At 69.2% G+C, this 25,382-nt stretch carries 25 protein-coding genes; 18 read left to right on the top strand and 7 right to left on the bottom strand.

Translation table 11 applies throughout. From position 1 onward, the window contains the following. Positions 1–22: 22 nt before the first annotated feature. The gene (locus HH212_RS20675) at positions 23–805 is read right to left on the bottom strand and encodes a PEP-CTERM sorting domain-containing protein (RefSeq protein ID WP_170204220.1); all 783 of its coding nucleotides are present in this window, start codon (positions 803–805) and stop codon (positions 23–25) included. 196 nt (positions 806–1,001) lie between these two features. On the opposite strand from HH212_RS20675, the gene prsT reads away from it, so the two are divergent. Beyond that, entirely contained in the window at positions 1,002–3,794 is a 2,793-nt protein-coding gene (gene prsT / locus HH212_RS20680; RefSeq protein WP_170204221.1) for an XrtA/PEP-CTERM system TPR-repeat protein PrsT, read from the top strand. A 16-nt stretch (positions 3,795–3,810) separates the two neighbouring features. On the opposite strand, the gene HH212_RS20685 is transcribed toward prsT, so the two are convergent. Then, positions 3,811–4,368 (bottom strand): hypothetical protein, encoded by a 558-nt coding sequence (locus HH212_RS20685; protein WP_170204222.1) that lies wholly within the window; start codon positions 4,366–4,368, stop codon positions 3,811–3,813. A 269-nt stretch (positions 4,369–4,637) separates the two neighbouring features. On the opposite strand from HH212_RS20685, the gene HH212_RS20690 reads away from it, so the two are divergent. Together HH212_RS20690 and HH212_RS20695 are read left to right on the top strand one after the other, a co-directional pair. After that, positions 4,638–6,194 carry an FAD-dependent monooxygenase gene (locus tag HH212_RS20690; protein WP_170204223.1) on the top strand — a complete coding sequence of 519 codons (1,557 nt, stop codon included), beginning with the start codon at positions 4,638–4,640 and terminating at the stop codon, positions 6,192–6,194. Between the two features lie 125 nt (positions 6,195–6,319). Then, on the top strand, positions 6,320–6,703 hold the full coding sequence (locus HH212_RS20695; RefSeq protein WP_170204224.1) for a nuclear transport factor 2 family protein: 384 nt from the start codon (positions 6,320–6,322) through the stop codon (positions 6,701–6,703). An 8-nt stretch (positions 6,704–6,711) separates the two neighbouring features. Here HH212_RS20695 and HH212_RS20700 read toward each other — a convergent pair whose 3' ends face one another. Beyond that, on the bottom strand, positions 6,712–8,358 hold the full coding sequence (locus HH212_RS20700) for an NAD(P)-binding protein (RefSeq protein WP_170204225.1): 1,647 nt from the start codon (positions 8,356–8,358) through the stop codon (positions 6,712–6,714). Further along, a complete protein-coding gene (locus HH212_RS20705; protein ID WP_170204226.1) occupies positions 8,358–9,869 on the bottom strand; it encodes a polyamine aminopropyltransferase in 1,512 nt (503 codons plus the stop codon). Before HH212_RS20705 ends, HH212_RS20700 begins: the two co-directional genes overlap by 1 nt. Positions 9,870–9,928: 59 nt before the next feature. On the opposite strand from HH212_RS20705, the gene HH212_RS20710 reads away from it, so the two are divergent. The 5 genes from HH212_RS20710 to speD all read left to right on the top strand — a co-directional run bounded on the left by HH212_RS20710 (position 9,929) and on the right by speD (position 13,556). Next, positions 9,929–10,315 (top strand): DUF350 domain-containing protein, encoded by a 387-nt coding sequence (locus tag HH212_RS20710; protein WP_229217385.1) that lies wholly within the window; start codon positions 9,929–9,931, stop codon positions 10,313–10,315. 42 nt (positions 10,316–10,357) lie between these two features. Continuing rightward, positions 10,358–11,401, top strand: coding sequence for an SPFH domain-containing protein (locus HH212_RS20715; protein WP_170204228.1), 1,044 nt, complete (start codon positions 10,358–10,360; stop codon positions 11,399–11,401). 7 nt (positions 11,402–11,408) lie between these two features. Further along, the gene (locus tag HH212_RS20720; RefSeq protein WP_170204229.1) at positions 11,409–12,866 is read left to right on the top strand and encodes a DUF4178 domain-containing protein; all 1,458 of its coding nucleotides are present in this window, start codon (positions 11,409–11,411) and stop codon (positions 12,864–12,866) included. After that, on the top strand, positions 12,859–13,050 hold the full coding sequence (locus tag HH212_RS20725) for a hypothetical protein (protein WP_170204230.1): 192 nt from the start codon (positions 12,859–12,861) through the stop codon (positions 13,048–13,050). The genes HH212_RS20720 and HH212_RS20725 overlap by 8 nt, the downstream gene beginning before the upstream one ends. 122 nt (positions 13,051–13,172) lie before the next feature. Beyond that, on the top strand, positions 13,173–13,556 hold the full coding sequence (speD, locus tag HH212_RS20730) for an adenosylmethionine decarboxylase (RefSeq protein WP_211172543.1): 384 nt from the start codon (positions 13,173–13,175) through the stop codon (positions 13,554–13,556). A 21-nt stretch (positions 13,557–13,577) separates the two neighbouring features. On the opposite strand, the gene HH212_RS20735 is transcribed toward speD, so the two are convergent. Continuing rightward, complete coding sequence (locus HH212_RS20735) at positions 13,578–14,414, bottom strand: metallophosphoesterase (RefSeq protein ID WP_170204231.1); 837 nt, start codon at positions 14,412–14,414, stop codon at positions 13,578–13,580. Between the two features lie 392 nt (positions 14,415–14,806). Between HH212_RS20735 and HH212_RS20740 the strand changes: the two genes are divergently transcribed. From HH212_RS20740 to HH212_RS20755, 4 genes are all read left to right on the top strand, one after another. After that, entirely contained in the window at positions 14,807–15,136 is a 330-nt protein-coding gene (locus tag HH212_RS20740; RefSeq protein ID WP_211172384.1) for a hypothetical protein, read from the top strand. A 344-nt stretch (positions 15,137–15,480) separates the two neighbouring features. Then, entirely contained in the window at positions 15,481–15,636 is a 156-nt protein-coding gene (locus HH212_RS20745; RefSeq protein WP_170204232.1) for a hypothetical protein, read from the top strand. Positions 15,637–15,967: 331 nt separating this feature from the next. Further along, positions 15,968–16,948 (top strand): aldo/keto reductase, encoded by a 981-nt coding sequence (locus HH212_RS20750; RefSeq protein WP_170204233.1) that lies wholly within the window; start codon positions 15,968–15,970, stop codon positions 16,946–16,948. A 101-nt stretch (positions 16,949–17,049) separates the two neighbouring features. Beyond that, a complete protein-coding gene (locus tag HH212_RS20755; RefSeq protein ID WP_170204234.1) occupies positions 17,050–17,430 on the top strand; it encodes a hypothetical protein in 381 nt (126 codons plus the stop codon). A 64-nt stretch (positions 17,431–17,494) separates the two neighbouring features. On the opposite strand, the gene HH212_RS20760 is transcribed toward HH212_RS20755, so the two are convergent. Continuing rightward, complete coding sequence (locus HH212_RS20760) at positions 17,495–17,962, bottom strand: Lrp/AsnC family transcriptional regulator (RefSeq protein WP_170204235.1); 468 nt, start codon at positions 17,960–17,962, stop codon at positions 17,495–17,497. 253 nt (positions 17,963–18,215) lie between these two features. Between HH212_RS20760 and HH212_RS20765 the strand changes: the two genes are divergently transcribed. Beyond that, on the top strand, positions 18,216–19,154 hold the full coding sequence (locus HH212_RS20765; RefSeq protein WP_229217386.1) for a DMT family transporter: 939 nt from the start codon (positions 18,216–18,218) through the stop codon (positions 19,152–19,154). Between the two features lie 266 nt (positions 19,155–19,420). Here the strand turns inward: HH212_RS20765 and HH212_RS20770 are convergent, their stop codons facing one another. Further along, positions 19,421–21,772, bottom strand: coding sequence for a GH92 family glycosyl hydrolase (locus tag HH212_RS20770; protein WP_170204236.1), 2,352 nt, complete (start codon positions 21,770–21,772; stop codon positions 19,421–19,423). Between the two features lie 293 nt (positions 21,773–22,065). On the opposite strand from HH212_RS20770, the gene HH212_RS20775 reads away from it, so the two are divergent. The 5 genes from HH212_RS20775 to HH212_RS20795 are packed head-to-tail and all read left to right on the top strand — an operon-like array spanning position 22,066 to position 25,364. Beyond that, positions 22,066–22,533 carry a type IV pilin protein gene (locus HH212_RS20775; protein ID WP_170204237.1) on the top strand — a complete coding sequence of 156 codons (468 nt, stop codon included), beginning with the start codon at positions 22,066–22,068 and terminating at the stop codon, positions 22,531–22,533. Further along, on the top strand, positions 22,521–23,153 hold the full coding sequence (locus HH212_RS20780; RefSeq protein WP_170204238.1) for a GspH/FimT family pseudopilin: 633 nt from the start codon (positions 22,521–22,523) through the stop codon (positions 23,151–23,153). The genes HH212_RS20775 and HH212_RS20780 overlap by 13 nt, the downstream gene beginning before the upstream one ends. Further along, positions 23,150–23,596 carry a type IV pilus modification PilV family protein gene (locus HH212_RS20785; RefSeq protein ID WP_170204239.1) on the top strand — a complete coding sequence of 149 codons (447 nt, stop codon included), beginning with the start codon at positions 23,150–23,152 and terminating at the stop codon, positions 23,594–23,596. The genes HH212_RS20780 and HH212_RS20785 overlap by 4 nt, the downstream gene beginning before the upstream one ends. Then, positions 23,593–24,768 (top strand): PilW family protein, encoded by a 1,176-nt coding sequence (locus HH212_RS20790; RefSeq protein ID WP_170204240.1) that lies wholly within the window; start codon positions 23,593–23,595, stop codon positions 24,766–24,768. The genes HH212_RS20785 and HH212_RS20790 overlap by 4 nt, the downstream gene beginning before the upstream one ends. Further along, on the top strand, positions 24,765–25,364 hold the full coding sequence (locus tag HH212_RS20795; protein ID WP_170204241.1) for a pilus assembly PilX family protein: 600 nt from the start codon (positions 24,765–24,767) through the stop codon (positions 25,362–25,364). Before HH212_RS20790 ends, HH212_RS20795 begins: the two co-directional genes overlap by 4 nt. The last annotated feature ends 18 nt before the right edge of the window (positions 25,365–25,382 follow it).

Here is a 25,382-nt window from a genome sequence, read left to right on the forward strand (position 1 = left end):
GTACCGGTCCTTGCCGGGTGAATCAGGCGCGGCGGCGCCGCCGTGCGACCAGCAGGCCGCCCAGGCCGATCGCCAGCAGCGCCGCGCTGCCCGGTGCCGGCACCACCGTGGTCACGCCTTCGATCACGTCGTTCTGGCAGGTCTCGCCCCAGTGCATCGCGAACGAGCTGTAGTTCAGCAGTTCGGACGAGGCCAGGTTGATGGTGAAGGTCAGCGCCTTGTCGGCGGTGACCGACCAGGTGCCGGTCAGGCCGGTGTCCTTGACCGTCTTCGAGGCCGTGTTCACCGCGGTGGCCTGGCCGTTGCGGTAATAGCAGGCGCTGCCGAGCGCGCAGCTCATGAAGGATTCCGAATTCTTGATGTTGGCGGCGTTGGTGGCGCCGTTCAGCTGGTACAGCTTGAAGGTGCCGCCGGTGTTGCTCCAGCGGTTGTCCAGGCTGAAGCCGTAGTCCCACAGCGTGCCGTTGGACGCGTTGTCCTTTTCGTGGTGGCTGTCGGTGCCGTACGGGTTCCAGGTGTCGGCCAGGAACACGTCGCCGTAGCCGATGCCGTTGCGCGCCTGGGTCGATTCGACGCCGGCGTGGCCGGCGAAGCTGGTGGCGATGGCGATCGTCAGCACGGTGCCGGCGCGGGTGATGGTGGCGCCCTGGATGTCGTAGACGCTGCCGCCGATGACGTCGCCCAGGTTGTGGCTGTCCGAGCCCCAGTAGGCGTTGACGCCGACGTCGCTGATGCCGCCGGCCTGGGCCGAAGCGCCGGCCAGGCAGGCGAGGGTGGCGCAAGCGAACTTGATCGTGTGTTTCAAGGAATCCCCCGGAACGTATGGAAACAATATTTTTGTGTACGGCATGACATATGCCATGAGTAAACGTTAATTATAAATCAGTTACTTGATGTTTTATCACATTCATTCAAGTAATTTTACTTGCATGATGGATAGTTTAAGGTTGACAATGCATGACCTGCGTTGCAACCCGAAGCGCCTGCCGGCGCGCCCATCCATGTCCACTCGTCCTTTCACGCGCCACGGCGCTGTCCGCTGCGCGCCACTCTTGCTGGCGCTGGTCCTGTCCGCCTGCGCCAACCAGTCCGGCGACGAGCTGCGCGCCCAGGCGCGCGACCTGGCCGCCAAGGGCGACTACAAGGGCGCGGTGATCACCCTGAAGAACGCCACCGAGAGCGATCCGCACAACGCCGCTACCCGTTACCTGCTGGCGCGCACCTACATCGAGACCGGCGACTCGCTGCCGGCGGAAAAGGAAGCGCGCCTGGCCGTGCGCGAGGGCTATGCGCGCGCCCCTGCGGTGGCGGTGCTGGGCCGCGCGCTGATCCTGCAGGGCGAGTTCCGCAAGGCGCTCGAGCTGACCGCGGACCAGGCCTACGAAAAGGACGTGCTGCCGGTGCGCGCCGACGCCTTCCTGGCGCTGGGCGAGCGCGGCAAGGCGCGCGACATGTTCACCCAGGCGCTGCGCATCGATCCCGGTAGCGCCGAGGCGCAGATCGGACTCGGCCGCATCGCCTACCTGGACGGCGACGTCGCCGCGGCCCATGCCCACGCGGCGCGCGTGCTGAAGGCGCAGCCGCGCAGCGCCGAGGCGCTGATGTTCGAGGCCGACCTGCTGCGCGCCGAAAAGCGCCACGACGAGGCCTTCGCCACCTACGACAAGGTGGTGGCGATCGTCCCGCAGCACCGCTCGGCGCACATCGAAAAGGCCTATATGGCGGTCGGCCTGGGACGCTACGACCTGGCGCAGGCCGAGCTGAACGCCGCATCCAGGCTGGCGCCGGGCAGCGTGCTGGTGGTGTACACCCAGGCGCTGCTCGACTATTCGCGCGGGCGTCCGGAAGCGGCGCGCGATTCGCTGCACAAGGTGCTGCGGGCGGCGCCCGAGCACATGCCGAGCGTGCTGCTGGCGGGCGCGGTCAGCCTCAAGCTCGGTTCCGACTACCTGGCGGAACACCACTTGCGCCACTACCTGGAAGTCCACCCGGACAACGTCGCCGCCCGAAAGATGCTGGCCACGGCGCTGCTGGGCACCGGCCACGGCCAGCAGGCCATGGGCGTGCTGGAGCCGGCCCTGAAGGCGTCCGGCAAGGACGTCGAGCTGCTGTCGATCGCCGGCCAGACCCACCTGCAGGCGGGACGCTTCGAGCGCGCGGTCGACCTGTTCGGCCAGGCCAGCGCGCTCGATCCGTCCTCGGCCGGGCTACGCACCTCGCTCGGCCTGAGCCGGCTGGGGCAGGGCGACAATACGCAGGCGGTGCGCGAGCTGCTAGCCGCCACCGAACTGGATCGCGGCTCGGCCGAGGCGGCGGTGGCGCTGATCCGCACCGAGTTGCAGCTGGAGCACCTGGACGGCGCGCTGCGCGCCGCCGAAGCGCTGCAGCGGGTGCAGCCGTCCAATGCGGTGGCCTGGGAATTGCTGGGCCGCGCCCATGCCGCGCGCCGGGAATGGGCGCCGGCGCGCGCGGCATTCCAGCGCGCGCTGGCGCTGGCGCCGTCGCATTACCCGGCGGCGGCCGGCCTGGCCCAGCTGGCCCTGCGCGACGGCGCCTCCAAAGAGGACGGCAAGCGCGGCGCCGAGGCTGCGCGCCGCGAACTGCTCGACTTCCTGGAGCACAATCCGCGCAGCGTCGACGCCATGACCGCGCTGTCGACGCTGGCCGCCGGGCAGCGCCAGGAACAGGACGCCACGCGCTGGCTGCAGCGCGCCGCCGCGCTCGACCCGGCCGCGGTCGGCCCGGCGGTGAACCTGATCGCGCAATACCTGCGCACCAGCCAGCCGGAACCGGCGCTGAACCTGGCGCGCACGCTGCAGGTGGCCAACCCGGAAAACGCCGACCTGCTCGACCTGCTCGGCAAGAGCCAGCTGGCCAACGGCCTGATCAAGGAGGCGCTGCGCAGCTACAAGAGCCTGCAGGCGGCGCTGCCGCGCTCGGCCCAGGTGCTGATGCAGGTGGCGGCGCTGCAGCTGTTACTGGGCAATCCGGGCCAGGCCGAGGCCGACCTCAAGGGCGTGCTGGCGATGCAGCCGGACTTTCCGTCGGCCCAGGTGGAACTGGCCGAAATCCACGTGCGCAAGGGCCAGCCCGACCTGGCGCTGATCATCGCCGAACGCATGCAGCGCCAGCATCCGCGCGGCGCCGCCGGCTTCCAGCTGCAGGGCGACGTGCTGATGGCCAAGCGCCAGCCGGCCGAGGCGCTGGCCGCCTACGAGCGCGCCTATGCGCTTAATCCCGGCAGCGAGCTGGTGATCAAGAGCGACAACGCGCTGCGCCAGGCCGGACGCGCCGACGAGGCGGGACAGCGCCTGGAGCGCTGGCTGGCGGCGCATCCGGACGACCTGCGCGCGCTGGCCTACCGCGCCCAGACCTGGATGGCGGCGCGCGAGTTCCGCCGCGCCGCCGGCCAGCTGGAAGCGGTGCTGGCGCGCCAGCCGCGCAATGTGGTCGTGCGCAACAACCTGGCGCTGGCCTACCAGGAACTGGGCGATGCGCGCGCGCTGGCCACCGCCGAGGCGGCGCTCAAGGATGCCGGCGAACAGGCCGACGTGATGGACACGCTGGCCTGGATCCTGGTCGGGCAGGGCGACACCGGGCGCGCGCTGCCGCTGCTGTACAAGGCGCGCGCGCTGTCGCCCAAGGCGCGCGACATCCGCTTCCACCTGGCGGCGGCGCTGGACAAGGCCGGCGAAAAGGCGGCGGCGCGCAAGGAGCTGGAAAGCCTGGCCACCGGCGACATGCGCTTCGCGCAGGCCGACGACGCGCGCAAGCTGCTGGAGCGATTGAGGTAGGGTGGACGTGTAATCGTCAAGCTTCCGGCGTCCAGCCCAGGCGCTGTTCGAACAGTGTACGGTACAGCGTGCGGATCTCCTGCGGCACCTTGCGCACGTACTCTTCCGCCTTGCGGCGCTGCTCGCCGCGCATGCCATCCAAAAACGCGACCGCCTCGTGCGCGCTGGGGGCGCGCTCGCTGACCTTGGCGAACTTGGCCGGCAGCGCGGTCCACACTACCCCGTCGATGCCGCGTTCGCGCATCCAGGCCGCCACCACGTCCCCCACCGCGCCGTACGAGAATTCGTGCGGATCGGGGATGCTGCCGACGAACTGCGGGCATTCGATGCGGATCTTTTCGCGCTGGCGCAGCATCTCGCGCGCGGCGCCGATATCGTGGGTGTCCAGCATGGCCCAGTAGGTCGGCACCGGCGGCGCGCTCTCGTGCAGGACGATCGCCAATTCCTCGCTGTCGTCGCTGTCGCGCACGAATTCGAGCGGCAGCAGCGGGCCGTCCGGATGCCATGGCGTGGCGAGCTTGAGCGGTTCGGGCGCCCAGATCAGGGAGCCCCAGGAGATACAGGCGATGTTCATGACGTGCTTTCTGGATTGACGGCGGGAGGAAATGCGTTGCTGCGGCGACGTCGGCCGGGCGCGCCGCAAGCGCGGCGCCATGGATTGCGAGGCCGACGGTAGGATTCTACCTAACTGTACGTAACGCAATGTTTCCCTATCGTGCGCGCGATGCGGGTCATGCGCGCCGCACGATCGGCGAACCCTCTGCCGCCCGCACGGTCCAGTGAATGGGGCGCCGCTGCCGGCACGGTCGCGGCGCCGGCCCGCAACCCGACCCCGAGGTACCCATGAACGATACCGAAGTCCTGATCGCCGGCGCCGGTCCCACCGGCCTGGTGCTGGCGCTGTGGCTGACGCGGCTCGGCGTGACGGTGCGCATCGTCGACAAGGCCGATGCCCCCGGCACCACCTCGCGCGCGCTGGCCGTCCACGCGCGCACGCTGGAACTGTACCGCCAGATGGATCTCGACCGCGACGTGGTCGCGGCCGGCATGCGCAACCCGGCGGTCAACCTATGGGTCAAGGGCAGGCGCCGCGCGCGCCTGGACTTCCGCGATGCCGGCCGGCGCCTGACGCCATTCCCGTTCGTGCTGATCTATCCGCAGGACCGCCACGAGGCGCTGCTGGTCGAGCGCCTGCAGCAGGCCGGCGTGACGGTCGAGCGGCGCACCGAGCTGACCGGCTTCGACAGCGACGACGGCAGCGACGGCGGCGGCGGCCGCATCCGCGCGCGCCTGCGCGGCCCGGACGGCGTCGAGCGCACCTGCAGCGCGGCCTGGCTGGCCGGCTGCGACGGCGCCCACTCGACGGTGCGCCATGCGCTCGGCGCCGGCTTCGCGGGCGGCACCTACGAACAGGTGTTCTACGTGGCCGACGTCGAGGCCGCGGGCACGGCGGCCGACGGCGAGATCCACCTGTCGGTGGAGCATGCCGACTTCGTCATCCTGCTCGGCTATAGCGCTACCGGCCAGGGCCGCCTGATCGGCGCCCTGCGCGGCCGCGCGGCTGCCCCCGGCCCCGACGCCACGGCGCCGGACTTCGACGACGTGCGCCGCGCCGGCATCGCCAGCCTGGGACTGGACATCCGCCGCGTGAACTGGTTTTCCAGCTACCGGGTGCACCACCGCGTCACCGACCGCTACCGCAGCGGGCGCGCCTTCTTGCTGGGCGACGCCGCCCACGTGCACAGCCCGGCCGGCGGCCAGGGCATGAACACCGGCATCGGCGACGCCGTCAACCTGGCCTGGAAGCTGGCCGCGGTACTGCGCGGCCATGCCACCGAGGCGCTGCTCGACAGCTACGAGCAGGAACGCATCGCCTTCGCGCGCAAGCTGGTCGAGACCACCGACCGCGCCTTTTCCTTCATGACGGCGCAGGGCATGCTGGCCGAGTTCGTGCGTACCCGCATCGCGCCGCCGCTGGCGAGCGCCGCGTACGGCGTCAAGCCGTTGCGCGAAAAGATGTTCCGCATGCTGTCGCAGACCGCGCTGCACTACCGCGACAGCCCGCTCAGCGAAGGCATGGCGGGCGAGGTCAGGGCCGGCGAGCGCCTGCCCTGGATCGGCCACGACGGGCCCGACAACCATGCGCCGCTGGCGGCGATCGCCTGGCAGGCGCACGTGTACGGCGACCCCGCGCCCGACCTGCAGGCCTGGTGCCGCCAGGCCGGGCTGGCGCTGCACCGCTACGACTGGAGCCAGGCCTGCTACGACGCCGGCCTGGCGCGCGACGCCACCTACCTGGTGCGGCCGGACGGCTACACCGCCCTGTGCGATCCTGCCGGCGCGCCGGCCAGGCTGGAGCGCTGGTTCGGCAGCCGCGCCATGACGCCGCGCGTCGGCTGAGCGGTTGCGCTGTTGCGCGGGCATGCCGTTTCGTCATCGCGGCGTCCGCGCAAGGGTGCGCTTCGTGTAGAGTGAACGGACGATTCCCGCACCGTGCGCGGCGCGGCCACCCACCGGAGACCACGATGAACGAAGCAGCGCGCCGCGCCGTCATCCAGCGCTACCTGGACGCCTACAACGCCTTCGATATCGAGCGCATGCTGGCGCAACTGGCGGACGACGTGCATTTCGAGGACGTTTCCGGCGGCCAGGTGACGGCGACGGCCGACGGCATCGACGCCTTCCGCCGCCTGGCCGAACAGGGCTGCCGGCTGTTCTCCGAGCGCGAGCAGCGCATCACCGCGCTGGCCTTCGACGGCGACACGGCGCGCGTGGAGATCGCCTGGCGCGGGCGTTTCGCGGTGGACGTGCCGGGCGGACCGCGGGCGGGCACGCAGGCCGCGCTGCAGGGGCGGTCCGAATTCACCTTCGACGGGCTGCGCATCGCGCGGCTGGTCGACGCCAGCTGACGGCACGCTCAGCCCAGCGCTTTATCGGCGGCCTGGATGCCCCACCAGGCCGCTTCCTCGAACACCGAAAAGCCGGACAGGTCGGCATGCGCGAACAGCAGCGGACCATCCGCCTCGCGCAGCGCGCGCAGGCCGGCGTTGGCGCGAAAGCCCGGCAGCGGCTCCGCCATCGCATGGCCGCGCAGCGTGATCTCGACCCGTTCGACACAGGGCGCGAAGGCCCAGCCGTAGGCGCTTTCCAGGTCGCGGCTCGCCAGCTCGACCAGCTCGCGTGGGCTGGCCGCCTGCAGCCAGCGGCGCGCGTCCTCCGGCGTGCGGTCGGACAGCGCCACGTAGGCGGTGAACACGGTCTTGTCCGGCGGCGTGACGCGGATGTCCTGGTGGGTCGAGACCACGTAGCCCAGGCCCGGCTCGCCGTAGACCACGTTGTCCCACGACAGCGGCGCCTGCGGCAGTTCGCGCGGGAAGTCCCGCATCAGGAAATTCGCCACCAGCCACGGCGCGTAGGCCGGCGTATGGCGGCGCGCGTCGAAGCCGAGCTGCGCGATGTCGTCCACCACGCGCGCCGCCACGTACAGCGGCATCGCGCAGATGGCCTTGCGCGCCTTGACGAGATACGTGCGCGCAAGCGGGCGGCCGGGCGCGCCCTCGAGCGTGAAGCACAGCGCCTCGACGCCGGCGCCGGTGCGCTTGACCGAGACCACGGTGCCGGCGCGGCGTTCGATGCCGGAGCGCGCCGCCAACTGGCGCGCCAGTGGCGCCAGCCCGCCCGGCCAGGTCAGCCAGGCGCCGTCGGCGCTGTTGGCCGCCTTGCCCCAGCGGCTGCAATAGTAATGCAGGCCGGCCCAGGCCGAGACGCGGTCGTAGCGGGTGCCGTAGTCGTCGCGGCAGCAATAGTTCAGGTACCAGTGCAGGGACGGCGCGCGGTAGCCCTGGCGATCCAGCCACTGCTTCAGCGTGATGCGGTCCAGCGCCTGCCAGCGCGCGTCGTCGGAGGACAGCACGGTCGGGAACACGAAGGCGCGCCGGCCGTCCTCGCCGCGCGCGCTGCGCAGGCGCTCCACCTCGGCAAAGAAGCGCCGGTGTTCCCGCAACTCCCAGTCGGGCACGCCGGCGGTGGGCAGGAAGCCGTCTTGCCAGGCGCCGCGGTACAGCAGGCGTTCTTCCGGGCCGTGCAAAATGAAACGCTCGTCGTAGACCGGGCGCTCGCCATACGGGTCGCCCTGGATGATGCCGAGGTCGTGCAGCATCGCGCGCACGTGGCGCGATTCGGGCGAGGGCAGCGGCAGGTAGTGGGCGCCGGTGGGGTACTCGAGCATCGTGTCGCCGCTGCCGAAATGGCCGCCGGCGGCGTTGCCGTCCGGCTGCGGGCCGTCGACCATCAGCATGCCGCGCAGGCCGGCGCGGCCCAATGCCCAGGCCGCGCTCAGGCCGGCCACGCCGGAACCGAGGATGGCGACGTCGGTGGTGACGGTTTCCGCCGGCGGCGGCAGCACGGCGCCGGTGTTCGCCAGGTCGCGCAGGAAGTGGCCCTCGGCGCGGCCCGGGTACAGCACGCTCGGCGTGATCTCTTGCCAGGCGGCGAAGGCGGCGGCCCCGCCCAGGCCGGCCAGGCCGGCGCCGGCGGCGCTCTTGACGAAGCTGCGGCGGTCCATCAGCGGATCACCTGGCGCCAGTCGTGCTCGAACTCGCGCACCAGCGACTGCGTGTTCAGGCGATTCGGCGCCATCGGCAGGCGCGCCATGTCGGGCGGGAAGGCGAACATCTCGCGCGTGGTGTCTGCATTCAGGTAGCGCATCGGCAGCGCGTAGCGCTCGGGCGGCGCGTAGCCGGGGCGGTTGGCCGCCAGAATAAAACCCCATTCGCCGAACGAGGGCACGTAGGCGTGGTACGGGTAGGTGGCGAAGCCGACCTCGCGCAGCGTGGCGTCGATGGTCCAGTAGGCGCGCGGCGCGAAGAACGGCGAGGTCGACTGCACCACGACCAGGCCGTTTTCGCTGACCCGTTTCTTCAGCAGGCCGTAGAACGGCACCGAGTACAGCTTGCCGAGGGCGAAGCTGGACGGGTCGGGGAAGTCGACGATGGCGGCGTCGAACATGCCGTCCGCATGCTGCAGCCATTGCGCGGCGTCGGCATTGATCACGGTGACGCGCGGATCGGACAGCGAGCCGCGGTTGAGCGCCTTGAGTTCCGCGCGTTGCGTAAAGGCGCGGGTCATGGCCGGATCGAGGTCGACCAGCGTCACGTGGCGGATGTTCGGGTAGCGCAGGATCTCGCGCAGCGCCAGGCCGTCGCCGCCGCCCAGCACCAGCACGCTGCGCGCCCACGGCAGCGCGCCCAGCACCGGATGCACCAGCGCCTCGTGGTAGCGGTACTCGTCGCGCGAGGAAAATTGCAGGTTGCCGTTGATGTACAGGCGCAGGTCGTCCTTCCAGCGCGTGACCACCAGGCGCTGGTACGGGGTGCTGGTGGCGTACACGACCTCGTCGCCGAACAGGCCGTGTTCTCCCCAGTCGACCATGCGCTCGGACAGGCCGAAGCCGAGCGCCAGCAGGAACAGCACGGCGCAGGCGCGCAGCACCCGGCCGGCCAGGTCGGCCAGCTCGGCGCGGAAGGCGTACAGGGTCCAGCAGGCCACGCCGACGTTCAGCATGCCGAACAGGAAGCCGGTGCGCACCAGCCCCAGGTGCGGCGCCAGCACCAGCGGGAACAGCAGGGACACCGCCAGCGCGCCGAGGTAGTCGAAGGTCAGCACCCGGCTCACCAGTTCGGTGAACGCGGTCTGGCGCGCGTTCAGGGCGCGCATCACCAGCGGCACCTCCATGCCGACCAGCAGGCCGACCAGGAACACCAGCACGTACAGCAGCGTGCGGAACGGCGCCGTCATCCAGGAAAAGCTCATGAACAGCAGCGCCGCCGAGACGCCGCCGATCAGGCCGACCGCCAGCTCGATGTCGATGAAGCGCGCCAGCACGTCCTCGTCGGCCACGTATTTCGAGACGTGGGCGCCGACGCCCATGGCGAACAGGTAGCAGCCGATGATGGTCGAAAATTGCAGGATCGAGTCGCCCAGCAGGTAGCTCGACAAGGCGCCGGCGACCAGCTCGTAGGCCAGGCCGCAGGATGCCACGACGAATACCGACAGGATCAATATTCTTTTGGTCATCGGACAACTTTTACCTTAAGATGCGACATACCGTGTTTACCGTTTCCTTGGAGAATTGCGTGCCCGCCATCCTAAACTATCTGCTGCACCTGGTGACGGCCGGCGCGCTGGTTCTGGCGTTTTTTGTCGTGTACACGCGCGTGACGCCGTACGACGAGGTACAGCTGATCCGCCAGGGCAACCACGCCGCCGCGCTGTCGCTGGGCGGCAGCCTGATCGGCTTTTCGGCGACCATCGCCTCGGCCCTGATGCACACGGCGGATTATTATCAATTCGCCGGCTGGGCGCTCGGCGCGCTGATCGTGCAGTTGCTGGTGTGGGTGCTGGCCACGCGCCTGCTGCGCATGTCCAAGGACCAGATCGAGGCCGACAACAGCGCCTTCGGCGGCCTGCTGGGTGCGATCTCGCTGTCGATCGGCATCGTCAACGCCGGCTGCATTTCCTGAGCGCCGCCGCACCATTCCATCATCCGATTCGAGGAGGACGCCATGTCCCTGGGTTCATTCATCAAGAAGCAGTTCATCGACGTCATCCAGTGGAACGAGGACAGCGAGGGCGTGCTGGCCTGGCGCTTCCCGATGCAGGATTTCGAAATCCAGAACGGGGCCATCCTCAACGTGCGCGAATCGCAGGTGGCGGTGTTCGTCAACGAGGGCGCCATCGCCGACGTGTTCGGCCCCGGCACCCACAAGCTCACCACGCGCACGCTGCCGGTGCTGACCAACCTGCGCAACTGGGACAAGCTGTTCGATTCGCCGTTCAAGTCGGACGTGGTGTTCTTCAGCACGCGCGTGCAGACCGGGCGCAAGTGGGGCACGCCGCAGCCGATCACCATCCGCGACCAGGACTTCGACATGATCCGCGTGCGCGCCTTCGGCATGTACTCTTATCGCATCATGGACCCGCGCCGCTTCTATACCGAGATCAGCGGCACCCGCGCCGAGTACACGCGCGACCAGGTCGAGGACCAGTTGCGCGGCATCCTGCTGGCGACCATGGCGACCTCGCTCGGCGTGTCGAAGGTGGCTTTCCTCGACATGGCGGCCAACCAGGCGCTGATGGCGCAGCAGGTGCGCAAGGACCTGGAGGCGGCGTTCGCGCGCTACGGCATCGGCCTGGACGAATTCAACGTGGCCAGCGTCAGCCTGCCGGAAGAACTGCAGGCGGCGCTGGACGAGCGCATCTCCGCCGGCATGAAGGGTTCGCTGGCGGCCGACAAGATCAGCGGCTTCACCCGCTTCCAGGTGGCCAGCAGCATTCCGCTGGCGGCGCAGAACGAAGGGGGCGCGGCCGGCCTGGGCGCCAGCCTGGGCGCGGGACTGGCGGTCGGCCAGGCGATGGCGCAGGGGATGAGCGGGGCGTTCGCGCCGGGCGTCGGCACGCCGGGCGCTGCAACGGTTCCTGCGGCGCCGGCCGCCGAGCCGGTCGAGGAGCGCCTGGCCAAGCTGAAGGCGCTGCTGGACCGCGGCCTGATCTCGGCCGCCGACTACGACGGCGCCAAGGCCGAGCTGCTGAAAAAGCTGATCGGCTGAGCCGCGCATGCAGATCGTCTCCTGTCCATCCTGCGGTGCGCCGGTCGAGTTCAAGTCGCATGCCTCGGTGCAGGCGGTGTGCGAATTCTGCCGCGCCACGGTGGTCAAGGAGGCGGGCGCGGTGCGCGACCTCGGGCGCATGGCGGATGTGCTCGAGGATTATTCGCCGATCCAGCTCGGCAGCGCCGGCACTTTCGGGCAGCGCGCCTTCACCGTGGTCGGACGCATCCAGCTGCGCTACGACGCCGGCATATGGAACGAATGGTTCTTGCTGTTCGACGACGGCGGCGACGGCTGGCTGGGCGATTCGGCCGGCCGCTACGTGGTGACCGTCGAGCGCGAACCCGGCGCCGCCTGGCCGGCCTTCGACGCCATCGCAGTCGGACGCGAGACCGACATCGGCCTGGGACGCGCCTTCATCGCTGCCGAAAAACGCACGGCGCGCTGCATCTGCGGCCAGGGCGAACTGCCTTTCCGGGTCGGCGCCGGCTGGGAAGCGCGGGTGGCGGACTTCCGCCGCGGCGGCGACTTCGTCACCCTCGATTATTCGGACGGCGAGACCCCGCAGCTGTACGCCGGCGCGGCCGTCACGCTGGACGGCCTGCAATGCCAGCTGCTGCGCGACGACGAGGCGATCAGGGCCAGCGCCGGGCGCTACCGCGGCCGCGTCGATGCGCTGTCCTGCCCGCAGTGCGGTACGGCGATCGCCTGGGTGCCGGGTGTGACCGCCAACCTGGTCTGCCAACATTGCCGCAGCCTGCTGGACGCGTCCACGCCGGCGGTCGCGGTGCTGGCCATCGGCGAGCAGGCGCAGCAGCAGCGCTTCACCATTCCGCTCGGCAGCAAGGGCACGGTCGGCGGACGCGAGGTGCGCGTGCTGGGCGCCATGCGCCGCAGCGACGACGAGGGCGAAACCTGGACCGAATACCTGCTGCACAACCCGCGCGCCGGCTTTTCCTGGCTGGTGGAGACCGGGGACGGATGGTGGCGCGCCGACGTGATGGATACCTGGCCGGGCACTGCCGGCGCCGTGGCGGTGCGGCTGGACGGCGCTGCCTTCACGCTGATGTACCAGTACCGGGCGCGCGTCGAGCTGGCGCTGGGCGCGTTCCACTGGCGCGTCAGGGCCGGCGACACCGTGCAGGTCTCGGAATACCGGCATGGGCAGGCCAGCCTGTCGTCCGAGCTGAATGCCGAGGAGTACACCTGGTCGCGCTCCAGCCGTGTCGCCGCCGACCAGGTACGCGCCTGGTTCGGCCTGGGCGCAGCGCCGGCGCGCCGGGATGCATCCCGCGCCGCCATGCGCGAACAGGCGTCGCCGCTCGGCCAGTCGCGCGGCTTCCTGCTGTGGCTGTTCGGACTGAACGCGATTCCGCTGCTGCTGCATTTCCGCGCCGCCGCGCCCTGGGTGTTGGTGGGCATGCTGGCGCTGGCGCTGCCGCCTTTCCTGTTCCGGCATGAATAACAACAAGTATTTCCTGTACGCGCTGTTCGTGGTGCTGGTGACCACCTTCGGCAGCTGGCTCAGCCTGCTCGGCGGCGCCGGCAGTGCGGGCGGGGCGGGCGGCGGCAGCAGCTGGAGCTCGGGCTCGCGCGGCGGCTACGGCGGAGGCGGCGGCTACAGCGGCGGCGGGAGCGGGCACAAGTGAGCACCGCTGCCGATGGGCTCGCCAATCCGGCCGCCGATACCGCCGCGGATGCCGGCGCCGGTATCGGCGCGGATGCCAGCGCGGTTGCCGCCACTGCGGTGGCCGCTGAGGTAGCCGACGCGATCGCCGGCTCTGCTGCCGTTGCGCTGCCGCCCGCGTCCGCCTACCGGCCCGCCGGCACCCACCTGCTGGCCGACCTGCACGAGGTCGCGCCGGCATTGCTGCGCGATGCCGGCGCCATCGACGCGCTGCTGCGGCGCGCCGCGCTGGCCGCCGGCGCGCGCATCCTGCACGGCCATTTCCACACCTTCGGCGCCGGCGGCGGCGTGACCGGCGTGCTGCTGCTGGCCGAATCGCACATCTCGATCCATACCTGGCCGGAGAACGGCTTCGCCGCGCTCGACATCTTCATGTGCGGCGCAGCGCGTCCGCGCCTGGCGCTGGCGGCGATCGAGGCGGCGCTGCAAGCCGGCCGCGTGACGCTGCGCAGCGTGGCGCGCGGCTGAGCCGTCCGGCCGGCGCCGGACTCAGAGTTCGATCGCGAAATCCGGCCTGAATCCTTCCTGTTCGCCCTTGCTGAGGTAGCCCAGCGGATTGGCCACCACGCGGCAGCGCCACGGCTTGCCGTCCGCGTGTTCGCCTTCGACCACGTAATCCTGCGGGCAGTGCAGGTGGCCGTGCATCCACAGATCCGCCAATGGAAACAGTTCGTCGAGCGCGTTGCAGAAGCCGGCGGTGCCCGGCGTCAGGCCATAGCGCGGATCGGCGCTGAGCAGGCTGGGCGCGTAGTGCGTCACCGCCACGGTGACGCCGTCGAACGGCTGCGCCAGCGCGCCGCGCAGCCAGTCCTGGCAATCCAGCGCCATCGCGCGCTGGCCCTCGGCCAGCACCGGCTGGCCGTCCTGCAGCGTGGTGTTCTTGCTCAGGTAGTAATTGGCGGCGCGGAAGGCTTTTTCGCGCTGTTTCAGCTGGCGCGTGACGTCGGGTTCGCGTGCAGCGAGGGCATCGAAATCGGCCCACAGCGTGGTGCCGACGAAGCGCACGTGGCCGATGACGATGGCCGCGCGGTCCAGCCATTCGATGCCCAGGCGCGCGCAGGTGGCGCGCAGGCGCTGGTTCGCCTGCCCGAATTCGAGGCCGTCGTATTCGTGGTTGCCGGGCAGGTACAGCACGCGCGCGCGCGGCGCGTCCTGGCGCAGCGGCGAAAAGCGTGCCAGGCCGAAGTCGTCGCTGGCCAGGCGCGAGCCGGATTGGTAGGAACCGATGTCGCCGGCCAGCACCACGACGTCGGTGTCGGCGGCAATGAGGGGGCGGAAGTCGGCGTAGCGTTCGAGGTGGAGGTCGGAAAAGAGCTGTAGGCGCATGCATGGAGTATATAGCCTCAACGCGAGCCTTGACGCGAGTCTCGAAGCGCGGTCCGGCGCGGCAATGATTGCCATACGGTAGCGCGTGTGCGGATTCGCCACGCATCGAAAAAAAGCCCTGGCGGACTGCTACCGGCGCCCGCGGCGCGGTATATGATGGTGTCACTGCGTTGTAAAAATAACAGCGTATGTTCATTGTTGCTTCGGATCGATCGTCGTGCGCTGTAGTTCTCGCGTTCTAGTTCTTGCGTTTTAGTTCTTGCGTCTTAGTCACCGCACGCGCCGCATGGCTGGTCTGCGCGCGTGCCCGCCATGTCACAACCAGGTGTTCGACGTCCCGGCCGTCCGTGCCGCCGGCGGGACGGCTGCGCCCTGCAACGAGGAGCACGACGATGAAAACCATGACCGGCAATCACTTGCCAATAACGCAGCAGAACGCGGCGAAAAGCATCGTTCTACTCCTGGTGCTGACCGCGGGCCTGCTGGCGGTACCGCTGGTGGCGATGCAGTTCACGCACGACGTGGCGTGGAAGCGGGCCGACATCGCCATGGCCATCGTGCTGCTGGTCGGAACCGGCCTGATCTACGAACTGGTGGTCAAGCGCGCCCGCCATGGCGTGATCCGGGCGCTCGGCGGGGTGGTGCTGGCCGCGACGCTGGTCTTCGTCTGGCTCGAACTGGCAGTGGGCATCATCCGCATCGCCGGGATTTCCGGCACCTGATGCCGGCGCGCGCCGGCGGCCTACTGCGGCGGCCGGCCTGTCACGCCTGCTTCACGCTCCTACGCCGCGCGAATGCCGCGGCGGCGATCCACACGGGGCATTCCCGATACCTTCGCCCTGCATCCCACGTGGCGAAAAAAACACAAGATCAACCTAAATTTACGACCATTAAGCTGGCGCATGGCGTTGCCGTTGCAGCGGGTGTAATCTGAATCTTTCGTCACGTAAATTCATGTTGATGCATGGCGCGCGCCGGTGCTGCAAAAGCCGCGGTCTGCGTGGCGCGGAAAAGTTTGTTGTCGTAGTACTATATTAACTAATCCACCATGAACGAGAGGATGTCGATGAGCACCGATGCAGGTTTTCGCCTTTCCCGTTTCGCCCAGCAAAAGCAGCGCGCACGCCGTGTGCGCATCGGCGTGATGCTGGTGTTGTGCGCACTGCCGGTGGCGGTTGCGCTGGCCAAGGCCGGCACCGCCCTGGCCCAGACCGCGGTCTGAACGGCGCGCCGGGCTGCGGGGCTTTTCGCCCAGGCCAGGCGCGCCACTCCATCCGCTAGACTGCATCATCCACTAGACTGCATCATCCGCTGCGCCGCTCGGCCCGCGGCCCCGATCCAGCCCAATCCTCCCGTCAGTTCTGATTCCGCGCCGAAGGCAGCGCCCGCCGGTCATTCGCCTATTGCCGTCATTCCGGTCCTCTCCATCGTTTCCGCCGTCCTGCCGGCGATCGTTCGTTATCCGGCGCGGCGCGGCAGACACATGGATTCTCTGATAACGTCCTCCTTTTGACCCGGCGCGGCGCATGCCGCGCCATCGAATGGAGCGACCGATGCAATACAAACGACTCGGCAAGACCGGCCTGCAGGTCTCCCCGCTGGCCCTCGGCTGCATGACCTTCGGCGTGCCCGAGCGTGGCACCCATCCCTGGACCCTGGACGAGGAAGCCAGCCGCCCGATCATCCGTCGCGCGGTCGAGCTGGGCATCAACTTCTTCGACACCGCCAACATGTATTCGGACGGCACCAGCGAGGAAATCGTCGGCCGCGCGCTGAAGGATTTCACGCGGCGCGAGGAAACCGTGATCGCGACCAAGCTGTACTACCCGATGGGCAAGGGGCCGAACCGCGGCGGCCTGTCGCGCAAGGCGATCATGACCGAGGTCGACGCCAGCCTGCGCCGCCTCGGCACCGACTACATCGACCTGTACCAGATCCACCGCTGGGATGACGATACGCCGCTCGAGGAAACGCTGGAAGCGCTGCACGACGTGGTCAAGGCCGGCAAGGTGCGCTACCTGGGCGCTTCCTCGATGCACGCCTGGCAGTTCGCGCGGGCGCTGTACCTGGCCGAACGCCACGGCTGGACCCGCTTCGTGAGCATGCAGAACCACCTGAACCTGCTGTACCGCGAGGAAGAGCGCGAGATGCTGCCGCTGTGCGCGGCGGAAGGCATCGGCGTGATCCCGTGGAGCCCGCTGGCGCGCGGCCGCCTGGCGCGCGACTGGGACGTGGCCAGCAAGCGCTCCGATACCGACGAGGTGACGCGCCGCCTGTATGCGGCGACCGAGGACGCCGACCGCCGCGTGGCCGACGCCGTCAAGGCGGTGGCCGGGGCGCGCGGCGTTCCGCGCGCGCAGGTGGCGATGGCCTGGGTGGCGCAGAAGGCGGGGGTGACGGCGCCGATCGTCGGCGCCTCCCGGCTGTCGCAGCTGGAAGACGCGGCGGCGGCCCTGAAACTGCGCTTGTCCGCCGAGGAAATCGCGCAGTTGGAAGCGCCGTACGTGCCGCACCGGGTGGCCGGGTTCGTGTGACCAGGCGGACTTTTCCGGGATTGGCCGACTTGCGTCAGGATCGTTACTAATTAAAACAAATTAGCGGCAAATCAACGCCGCTGGGGCATTAGGATAATGGCATGAACTTCAGTTTCCTGTCACCAGATGCCGGAGTCTGCACGGTCAGGCTCTGGGCCAGCGGCCGCTACGGCTTTTCGCTGCCAAAGAAGGTCGAGATCAGTACCGCTCTCGGCGTCACCCACACGTTCTTGTACTTCAACAAGAAAGTCCGGCTTGCGGCCGAGCTCAGCAAACGGACGATCGTCAACATCGCGATCGCCCAGTTCCTGCGCGGCGACCACAAGGGCCTCGATGCGGTCGAGATCGATGCCGACACGCCACCCTACGACGGCGAGCTGACCTCGCTGCGGCCGGCGGTGCCGCGCGCGCCGCTGCGAGTCAGGCCAGGCAAGTCGCATGCGCGCATGAAACCGACCAGCGGACCGCCGACGCCGGAGTGAGCGCGGTAGCGGCCTGCCGGCCTGCTGCATGCGCATGCGCGCGTGCGGCCTTGCCGCGCGGCCCTCATGGCGTGACCGACGGCGCCCGTTTCAGGCAGCGCAGCGCGAAGGTCGAGCGCGTGTGGCGCACGCCGGGCAGCTTGTACAGCTTCTGGCGCAGGAAACGTTCGTAGCCCTCGGTGCCGGACACCGCCACCTTGATCAGGTAATCGTACTCGCCCGACAGCAGGTAGGCTTCCATCACTTCCGGCAGCTCGGCCAGGGCGTCGGAAAAGGCCTTGAAGATCTCGTCGTCGTGGCGGTCGACGGTGACCTCGATGATCACCGTGTCGGGCAGGCCCAGCGCGCGCTGGTCGAGCGTGGCCACGTAGCCGGTGATGTAGCCGGCTTCCTCCAGCGCCTTGACGCGGTGCCAGCACGGCGTCGGCGACAGGTGCACCGTGTCCGCCAGTTTCTGGTTGCTGATGCGGCCGTCGCGGCTGAGGGTGCGCAGGATGTGGCGGTCGGTGTCGTCCAGCTGGCCGTCTTTCATTGCAAGGCTTCTTTCTTCGCTTGGGAATGGTCAGAGATGATCTCTCTGCATTATAGCTTTCCCGAAGAAGATCCTTTCGAAACTGGTCCTGTTATCGCTACCGAACAGAAGCCTATTTCACGGCGCTTCCATTAACATCCTGTTTTCTTTGTGCAGTGCACCAGCGGCGATCGAGCGGTCGCGTTGCGCGCGTCCGGCTCCGCCGCGCGCAGGCCTGGCGCCGTGTCAGATTTCATCGAATTCAGGAGTCCTCGTGTCAGAAGCCGTATCACGTTCAGGTCTGGGTTATCGCAGCGATGCCATCGGCGCCGAGCTGCCGCTCATGCTGGTCACGCCCGCGCTGTTCGCCGCCAACCTGATCGTCGCCCGCTGGGCCGAAAGCGCCGCCATTCCGCCGGTGTTCCTGGCCTTCGGCCGCTGGGCGCTGGCCTTCCTGATCCTGTTGCCGACCGTCGGCCCGCGCATGTGGGCGCTGCGCCGCACGCTGCTGGCCAACTGGCCGCGCATCCTGCTGCTGTCCGGCCTGGGCATGGGCGTGGCGGTGGCCCCGCAATACATCGGCGCGCGCCATACGGCCGCCGCCAACGTGGCGATCATCTTCGCCGCCTGCCCGGCGCTGGTGACGCTGATCGAGACCCTGGTATGGAAGGCGCCGCTGGCGCGCAAGCAGGCCGGCGGCATGCTGCTGGCGATCCTGGGCGTGTTCATCGTGCTGTCGCGCGGCGACGTCACGGCCCTGGGCCAGCTGCAGTTCGGCCAGGGCGACCTGTGGGTGGTGCTGGCCGCCTGCGGCTGGGCGCTGTACACCGTGTTCAACAAGCGCGTGCCGCTGCCGCCGCTGCCGAGCACCGTGAAACTGGCTTCCCTGATCGCCGGCGGCGCGCTGGTGCTGGCGCCGTTCGCGGCGCTGGAAGCATGGAACGGCCCGACCCCGGACTTCGGTGACGCCCGCCTGTATGCCGCGCTCGGCTTCCTGGCGGTCGTGCCCAGCCTGGGCGCCTACTTCTGCTTCGATCGCCTGGTATCCCTGACCGGCCCGGCGCGCGCCAGCATGGCGCTGTACCTGATCCCGCTGTTCGCCACGCTGGCCGCCTGGCCGCTGCTGGGCGAGGCGCCGCACCTGTACCACCTGGCCGGGTTCAGCGTGATCCTGGGCGGCGTGGCACTGGCGGGGATGCGGCGCAAGCGCTGAAGATCTGACAGACTCGGATGGCTGTTTTTTCGGTTGTTCGATGGGGTTGTCCGCGATGGCCACGTAACAATGCGCCGTCGTCCCCGGCCTTGGCGGCCCCCTTGGCGGGGACCCATAGATAGAATCCAAAGCCGCTTGCTATGAGCAGTGGCGACTCCGCACAGGTTAGCGTGTGTGGAAGCTCAGCATGGGTCCCCGCCTGCGCGGGGACGACGGACAGGATGGCGCGTGTGCTCGTGGCGAGGTAGATGACCTCTCGCCGACTTTCAATACGCCGTCATGCTGTATGGCCGTGCGCTCTTGTCCTTGCCCCACGCCGTATCCGGCGCCGCCTGCATGGTGAATACCAGCTCTCCGCCCGCCATGATCTCGTCGTGCCGCAGGAAACTGCGCGCCAACGGCTGGCCGTTCAGGCGCACGGCCCCGACGTAGCCGTTGGACGGGTCGAAATGTTCGGCGCGGATGATGAAGCGCTTGCCGTTCGGCAGGTTCAGTGCGGCGCGCTGCACGAAGGGACGGCCGATCGCATACTCGTTGCTGCCCGGCGCCACCGGATAGAAGCCGAGCGCGGTGAACGCGAGCCAGGCCGAGGTCTGGCCGAGGTCGTCGTTGCCGGCCAGGCCGTCCGGCGCGTCGCGGTACTGGCTGGACACGATCTGCGCCAGGCGCGCCTGGGTCTTGTACGGTGCGCCGGCGTAGTCGTACAGGTAGGCCACGTGGTGCGAAGGCTCGTTGCCGTGGGCGTAGTGGCCGATCAGGCCGGAGATGTCTTCCATATGCGCGTACACGGCCGGGTCGACCCTGGCGTCGAACACCTGGTCGATCTTGGCCACCAGGCCGGCATCGCCGCCCAGCATGCCGACCAGGCCGGCGTTATCGTGCGGCATGTACCAGGAATACTGCCAGGCGCTGCCTTCCGTATAGTCGCTGCCGAAGTTCGATTGCGTCGGATCGAACGGCGTGCGGAATTCGCCGCTCGACTTGCGCGCGCGCACGAAGCCGGTAGCGCGGTCGAACACGTTGCGCCAGTTTTTCGCGCGCGCATAATACTTCGCCGCCACCGCCTTCTTGCCCATCTTCTCGGCCATGCGCGCGATGGTCCAGTCGTCGAACGCATACTCTACCGTCTTCGACGCCGCTTCCGGTTCCAGGTCGATCGGCACGTAACCCAGCTTCATGTAGTGTTCCAGGCCGCCGTAGGGGCCGTAGTCGGCGCTGGCCGTCATCGCCTTGAGGGCTTCCTCTGCGTCGAAGCCCGGCAAGCCCTTCATGTAGGCGTCGGCGATCACCGGCACCGCGTGGTAGCCGATCATGCACCAGGTTTCCAGGCCGGCGAACTGCCATACCGGCAGGATGCCGTAGGGGCTGGCCTGTTGCGACGCGACCAGCGAGCGCACGAAGTCGGCGTTGCGCTGCGCCGGCTGGATCAGCGTCAGCAGCGGGTGCAGGGCGCGGTAGGTGTCCCACAGCGAAAAGGTCGAGTGGAAGCGGAAGCCCTCGGCCTGGTGCACGGCGTTGTCCGGCCCGCGGTACCGGCCGTCGCGGTCCATGAACAGGCTCGGGGCCAGCATGCTGTGGTACAGGCTCGTCGTCACCATGCGCTTCATCGGCTGCGGCGCCTCGATCTCGACCGCGCCCAGCGCCCCTTCCCAGGCGTCGTGCGCGCGCCGGCGCTCGGCGTCGAAGTCCCAGCCGGGCATCTCGTCCAGGTTGGCCAGCGCGCCGTCCTCGCTCACCGCCGACACCGCCACCTTCACCAGCAGCGGCGCATCGCGCAGGTCGCCGAAGTCGAACAGGGCTTCCAGCGCCTTGCCCTCGACCTGCACCTTGTCGGACGCGGTCTTGCCGGGCGGCGCGAAGCCCTTGTACTCGACGCCTTCCTCGCGATTCAGTAGCTGGTGGGTGGCGAACGGGCGCGAGAAGCGGATCGCGAAATACAGCTGCCGCCCTGGCGCCCAGCCGCGCGTCTCGCGCATGCCGGTGACGGTGTCGGCGCCGCGCATGCGCACGCGCGACCACAAGTTCTTGCCGGGATAGTCGTAGATGCTGGAACGCAGGTCGAACAGCACCTTGGCGGCGCTGCCCGCCTTGTAGCGGTAGCGGTGCAGGCCGACGCGCTCGCTGGCGGTGAGCTCGACGTCGACGGCATTGTCGCGCAGTTTCACCGCGTAGTAGCCGGGCTCGGCGTGCTCCTCCGCGTGCGAGAAGCGCGAACGGTAGCCGCTGAACGGCCGCTCCGGATAGCCTGGGTCGAGCTTGATCTCGCCGCTGGCCGGCATCAGGAGCACGTCGCCCAGGTCGGAATGGCCGGCGCCGGAAAAGTGGGTGTGCGAAAAGCCCAGGATGGAATCGTCTTCGTAGCGGTAGCCGGCGGCCCACGGATAGCTCTGGCGGAAATGGCGCACCTGGGTGTCCGGGCTGAGCTGGATCATGCCGAACGGGCGGGTGGCGCCGGGAAAGGTGTGGCCGTCGCCGCCGGTGCCGATGAAGACGTTGACGTCGTCGGTGCGGGCGCCGGGGGCGGCCTGCACCGCCGCGCCATGCAGGGCGGCCAGGGCCAGGACGACGGCGCCCGCGCACGCGCGCCGGCACAACTGGGAAGGGGAACGAACGGCCATGCTGTCTCCGATAGCGATAACGAACCGCAAACATAACGCGAAAGTTTTATGACAGGCAAGACATGCACGATGCGATCGCCGATTCCGGATGCTGCAATGGCGATAACAGGTGTGATCGGAACGGCATTGTCGCTTTTGCCAAGCCCATTGATGGATTGTCAAAGAAGCGCTTGTGCGCCGCCGTGTTTGCGCAACAAACCTGTGCGCTGTCGCTTTTTCACGACCAAGCCGGGGTTTTTTACGCTAACATTGACGTACGGAAATTTTTGAAGTCGTACGGCATCGGAGGCGTGATGGACAGGAAGCGGGTATTCGAGGGTATTCGGCACGCGGCGCGGCGGCAGGCCGGTTTCACCCTGATCGAACTGATGGTCGTGGTGGCGCTGGTCGGCATCCTGGGTGCGGTCGCCATTCCCGCCTACCGCGACTACGTCACGCGCGGGCGCCTGACCGACGCCTTTTCGGCGCTCGGCAGCGCCCAGACCCAGGCCGAGGAATTCTGGTCGAACGCCCACACCTACGCCGGCTTCGACCAGGGCACGCCGCGCCGCCTGCCGGCTGACAGCGCCAACTTCACGTATTCGCTGCCGGTCGCGACCGACTCGGCCTTCAAGATCACCGCCACGGGGCGCGCAGCCGCCAACGGCTTCGTCTACAGCATCGACCAGTCCGGCACCCGTTCCACCGACCAGTCGCCGACCGGCTGGGGCACCAGCGCCACCTGCTGGATCGACCGCAAGGGGGGGCAGTGCGTCCAGTGACGCCGGCGCCGCGCACGGACGGCTTCACCCTGGTCGAGGCCGCGGTGGTGGTGGCGGTGCTCGCCATCCTGCTCGGCATCGCCGTGCCGTCCATGTCGAACTGGCTGCTGGCCAAGAAGGCCGCCGCCGCCGCGGTGTTCTACAGGGAAGGGCTGGCACAGGCGCGCAGCCAGGCGGTGGCGCACAACAGCGCCAGCCGCCTGGTCCTGCTGGACAATGCCAACGGCCAGATGGACTGGCGCGTCGACATCTGCTTTCCGACCCTGTCCACGCCCTGCAACGACAGCACCGGTTCGTGGTCGACCGCCTCGGCCCCGGCCGGCGGCGACCCGGACGAGAGCGGCGGCTTCCGCTCGCTCTACAAGAGCAGCGCCGCCTTGCCGGGTGTCGACGCCATGACCGCCACGGTCACGCCGCTGGAGGCGGAAAGCGTGGTCTTCACGCCGCTCGGCTGGGTCGATACCCGCGTCGCACCGCGCATCGCGCGCCTGACACTGGCGCCGGCGCGCAAGCGCAGCGGCGCCTTCCCGCGCTCGGCGGTGGCGCTGACGCTGGCCGGCGTGGCCGGCATCTGCGACCCCGACGCCGCCGCCCATGCCGCCAAGGGGTGCCCGCCATGACCGCGCCGCGCCTGCCCGCCGGATCGCCCACGCGCCGCCAGCGCGGCATCGCCCTGATCGAGGCGCTGGTGGCGGTGGCGCTGCTGGCGATCGGCCTGCTCGGCGCGATCGGCCTGCAGGCGCGCTCGCAGTCGGCGCTGGCCGATACCGGCATGCGCGCCGAGGCCACCATCGCCGCCGACAAGCTGCTCGGCATCATGGCCAGCGACCAGCCCAACCTGGCCGCGTATGCGCTGGCGGCGGGCGCCACGCCGGGCGCGCGCCTGCAGCCGTGGGTCACCGAGACCCGCGCCCGCATCCCCGGCGCCGGCCTGGCCGTGGCGGTGGCGCCGGTGACCGGCACCTCGCGTACCCAGGTGACGGTCACCATTTCGTGGACGCGCAAGGCGAATACCGCGGCCAACAGCCACAGCGTCGTTTCCTATATCGCGAACGCATCATGACGCCCGTCCGCCGCCGTGCATCCGGCTTTTCCCTGATCGAGCTGATGATCAGCATCACCATCGGCATGCTGGCGCTGGTGTTCGCCATGCGCATGGTCACCGGCGCCGAGCGCAGCCGCAACACCGCGCTGGGCGGATCGGATGCGATGCAGAACGGGATGGTGGCGCTGTTCACGCTCGGCAGCGACGCCGGCCAGGCCGGGTTCGGCCTCAACGATCCGCTGCTGGCCGGCTGCAACACGGTGTTCAGCGACACTTCCGGCTACGCCATGGCGCCGGCCACGCGCGCCGGCGCCACCATCCATCCGCTGGCGCCGGTGGTGATCGAATCGAACGGCGCCGCGCCCGACCGCATCACCTTCTATGGCGGCAGTGCGATGGGCGGCGCGCCGACCTTGCGCCTGACCGGCAACTACGCCAGCGGCGCCCGCATCGAGGTCGACCGCGTGCCGTTCGGCTTCGCCCGCAACCACGTGATCGTGGTGGCCCCCGAGCAGATCGGCGGCGACTGCGCGCTGGCGCAGATTTCCGACGATCCGGCCAAGCTGCCGCTGCCGCCGGCCCAGCAATACCTGGTCGCCGCGCAGGGCAGCGGCTACCGCTTCAACAGCGGCAACCTGGGCGCCGCCTTCACCGGCGGCGCGGCGCGCCTGTTCAACCTCGGGCCGGCCGACGGCCTGGCCTTCCATACCTGGTCGGTGGCGGACGGCTTCCTGCAGCTGCGCTCGACCGACCTGGCCGGCGCATCGGGTGCGGCGGCCACGGTGGCCGACAACGTGGTGTCGATCAAGGCGCAGTACGGCTTCGACACGCGCACCGGCACCGCCTTCCAGCCGCAGAGCGGGCTGCAGGTGAACCAGTGGTCGTCCACCATCATCAATGCCGACGGCAGCGGCGTGCTGGGGGACGCCGGCGACTACCAGCACGTGGCCGCCGTGCGCCTGGCCGTGGTGGCGCGCAGCAAGGCGCCGGAAAGCCCGTCCAACGGCGCCGCCTGCACCGCCACCGTCGCCAAGCCGGTGGTGTTCGCGGCCGAGGCGCCGCAGGGCGTGACCGCGGTGCCGGTGACGGTGGACGTGGCGGTGGCCGGCGACAGCGTCGACTGGCGCTGCTACCGCTACCGCGTGTTCGAGACCGTGGTCACGCTGCGCAACGCCGGATGGAGGCCATGATGAGGCACCCTGTATCGAGGCAGGCGCGCCGGCGCGGGGTGGCGCTGCCGGTGATGCTGGTGATCCTGACGCTGATGCTGGTGTCCGGCATCTACCTGATGAAGTCGATCCACTCGACCACGCTGGCCACCGGCAACCTGGCCTACGACGCGACCCTGACGCAGTCGGTCGACCTCGGCCTGCATACCGGCTTCGAGTGGCTCAGCGCCACCGCCGCCGGCAACAAGGCGCTGCTCAGCCAGGACGACGCCGCGCACGGCTACGTGGCGCTGCTGGACACCAGCCAGAACGCGCGCGACAGCGGTTTCTGGACCGGCAGCCAGACCGTGGCCGCCGCCGGCGGCGGCACCATCGAATACGTGATCCACCGCATGTGCCTGCAGCGCCTGGCCTTCGACGACGCCAAGAACCAGTGCGTGCAGACCGCGTCCACCAGCGGCCAGCTCGGCACCACCGTGGCGATGGGCACCAGCCTGGCCTCGGATTCGCCGGCGTACACGGCCAGCCCTTACGTGCATTACGTGATCACCGCGCGCCTGCGCGGGGCCAAGGGCGCCAGCGTCACCAACCAGATGATCGTGCTGATCGGGGCTTGAGCGCCGCCAACCGCCAGC

It is taken from the genome of Massilia forsythiae (assembly GCF_012849555.1).
In the GTDB taxonomy this organism is placed as follows: domain Bacteria; phylum Pseudomonadota; class Gammaproteobacteria; order Burkholderiales; family Burkholderiaceae_D; genus Telluria; species Telluria forsythiae.

Bases quoted from the DNA above. Each gene is read 5' to 3' on its own strand.
- prsT (WP_170204221.1), top strand. From the start codon at position 1,002: ATGTCCACTCGTCCTTTCACGCGCCACGGCGCTGTCCGCTGCGCGCCA.
- HH212_RS20685 (WP_170204222.1), bottom strand. From the start codon at position 4,368: ATGAACATCGCCTGTATCTCCTGGGGCTCCCTGATCTGGGCGCCCGAA.
- HH212_RS20690 (WP_170204223.1), top strand. From the start codon at position 4,638: ATGAACGATACCGAAGTCCTGATCGCCGGCGCCGGTCCCACCGGCCTG.
- HH212_RS20695 (WP_170204224.1), top strand. From the start codon at position 6,320: ATGAACGAAGCAGCGCGCCGCGCCGTCATCCAGCGCTACCTGGACGCC.
- HH212_RS20700 (WP_170204225.1), bottom strand. From the start codon at position 8,358: ATGGACCGCCGCAGCTTCGTCAAGAGCGCCGCCGGCGCCGGCCTGGCC.
- HH212_RS20705 (WP_170204226.1), bottom strand. From the start codon at position 9,869: ATGACCAAAAGAATATTGATCCTGTCGGTATTCGTCGTGGCATCCTGC.
- HH212_RS20715 (WP_170204228.1), top strand. From the start codon at position 10,358: ATGTCCCTGGGTTCATTCATCAAGAAGCAGTTCATCGACGTCATCCAG.
- HH212_RS20720 (WP_170204229.1), top strand. From the start codon at position 11,409: ATGCAGATCGTCTCCTGTCCATCCTGCGGTGCGCCGGTCGAGTTCAAG.
- HH212_RS20725 (WP_170204230.1), top strand. From the start codon at position 12,859: ATGAATAACAACAAGTATTTCCTGTACGCGCTGTTCGTGGTGCTGGTG.
- HH212_RS20735 (WP_170204231.1), bottom strand. From the start codon at position 14,414: ATGCGCCTACAGCTCTTTTCCGACCTCCACCTCGAACGCTACGCCGAC.
- HH212_RS20740 (WP_211172384.1), top strand. From the start codon at position 14,807: ATGAAAACCATGACCGGCAATCACTTGCCAATAACGCAGCAGAACGCG.
- HH212_RS20745 (WP_170204232.1), top strand. From the start codon at position 15,481: ATGAGCACCGATGCAGGTTTTCGCCTTTCCCGTTTCGCCCAGCAAAAG.
- HH212_RS20750 (WP_170204233.1), top strand. From the start codon at position 15,968: ATGCAATACAAACGACTCGGCAAGACCGGCCTGCAGGTCTCCCCGCTG.
- HH212_RS20755 (WP_170204234.1), top strand. From the start codon at position 17,050: ATGAACTTCAGTTTCCTGTCACCAGATGCCGGAGTCTGCACGGTCAGG.
- HH212_RS20760 (WP_170204235.1), bottom strand. From the start codon at position 17,962: ATGAAAGACGGCCAGCTGGACGACACCGACCGCCACATCCTGCGCACC.
- HH212_RS20770 (WP_170204236.1), bottom strand. From the start codon at position 21,772: ATGGCCGTTCGTTCCCCTTCCCAGTTGTGCCGGCGCGCGTGCGCGGGC.
- HH212_RS20775 (WP_170204237.1), top strand. From the start codon at position 22,066: ATGGACAGGAAGCGGGTATTCGAGGGTATTCGGCACGCGGCGCGGCGG.
- HH212_RS20785 (WP_170204239.1), top strand. From the start codon at position 23,150: ATGACCGCGCCGCGCCTGCCCGCCGGATCGCCCACGCGCCGCCAGCGC.
- HH212_RS20790 (WP_170204240.1), top strand. From the start codon at position 23,593: ATGACGCCCGTCCGCCGCCGTGCATCCGGCTTTTCCCTGATCGAGCTG.
- HH212_RS20795 (WP_170204241.1), top strand. From the start codon at position 24,765: ATGATGAGGCACCCTGTATCGAGGCAGGCGCGCCGGCGCGGGGTGGCG.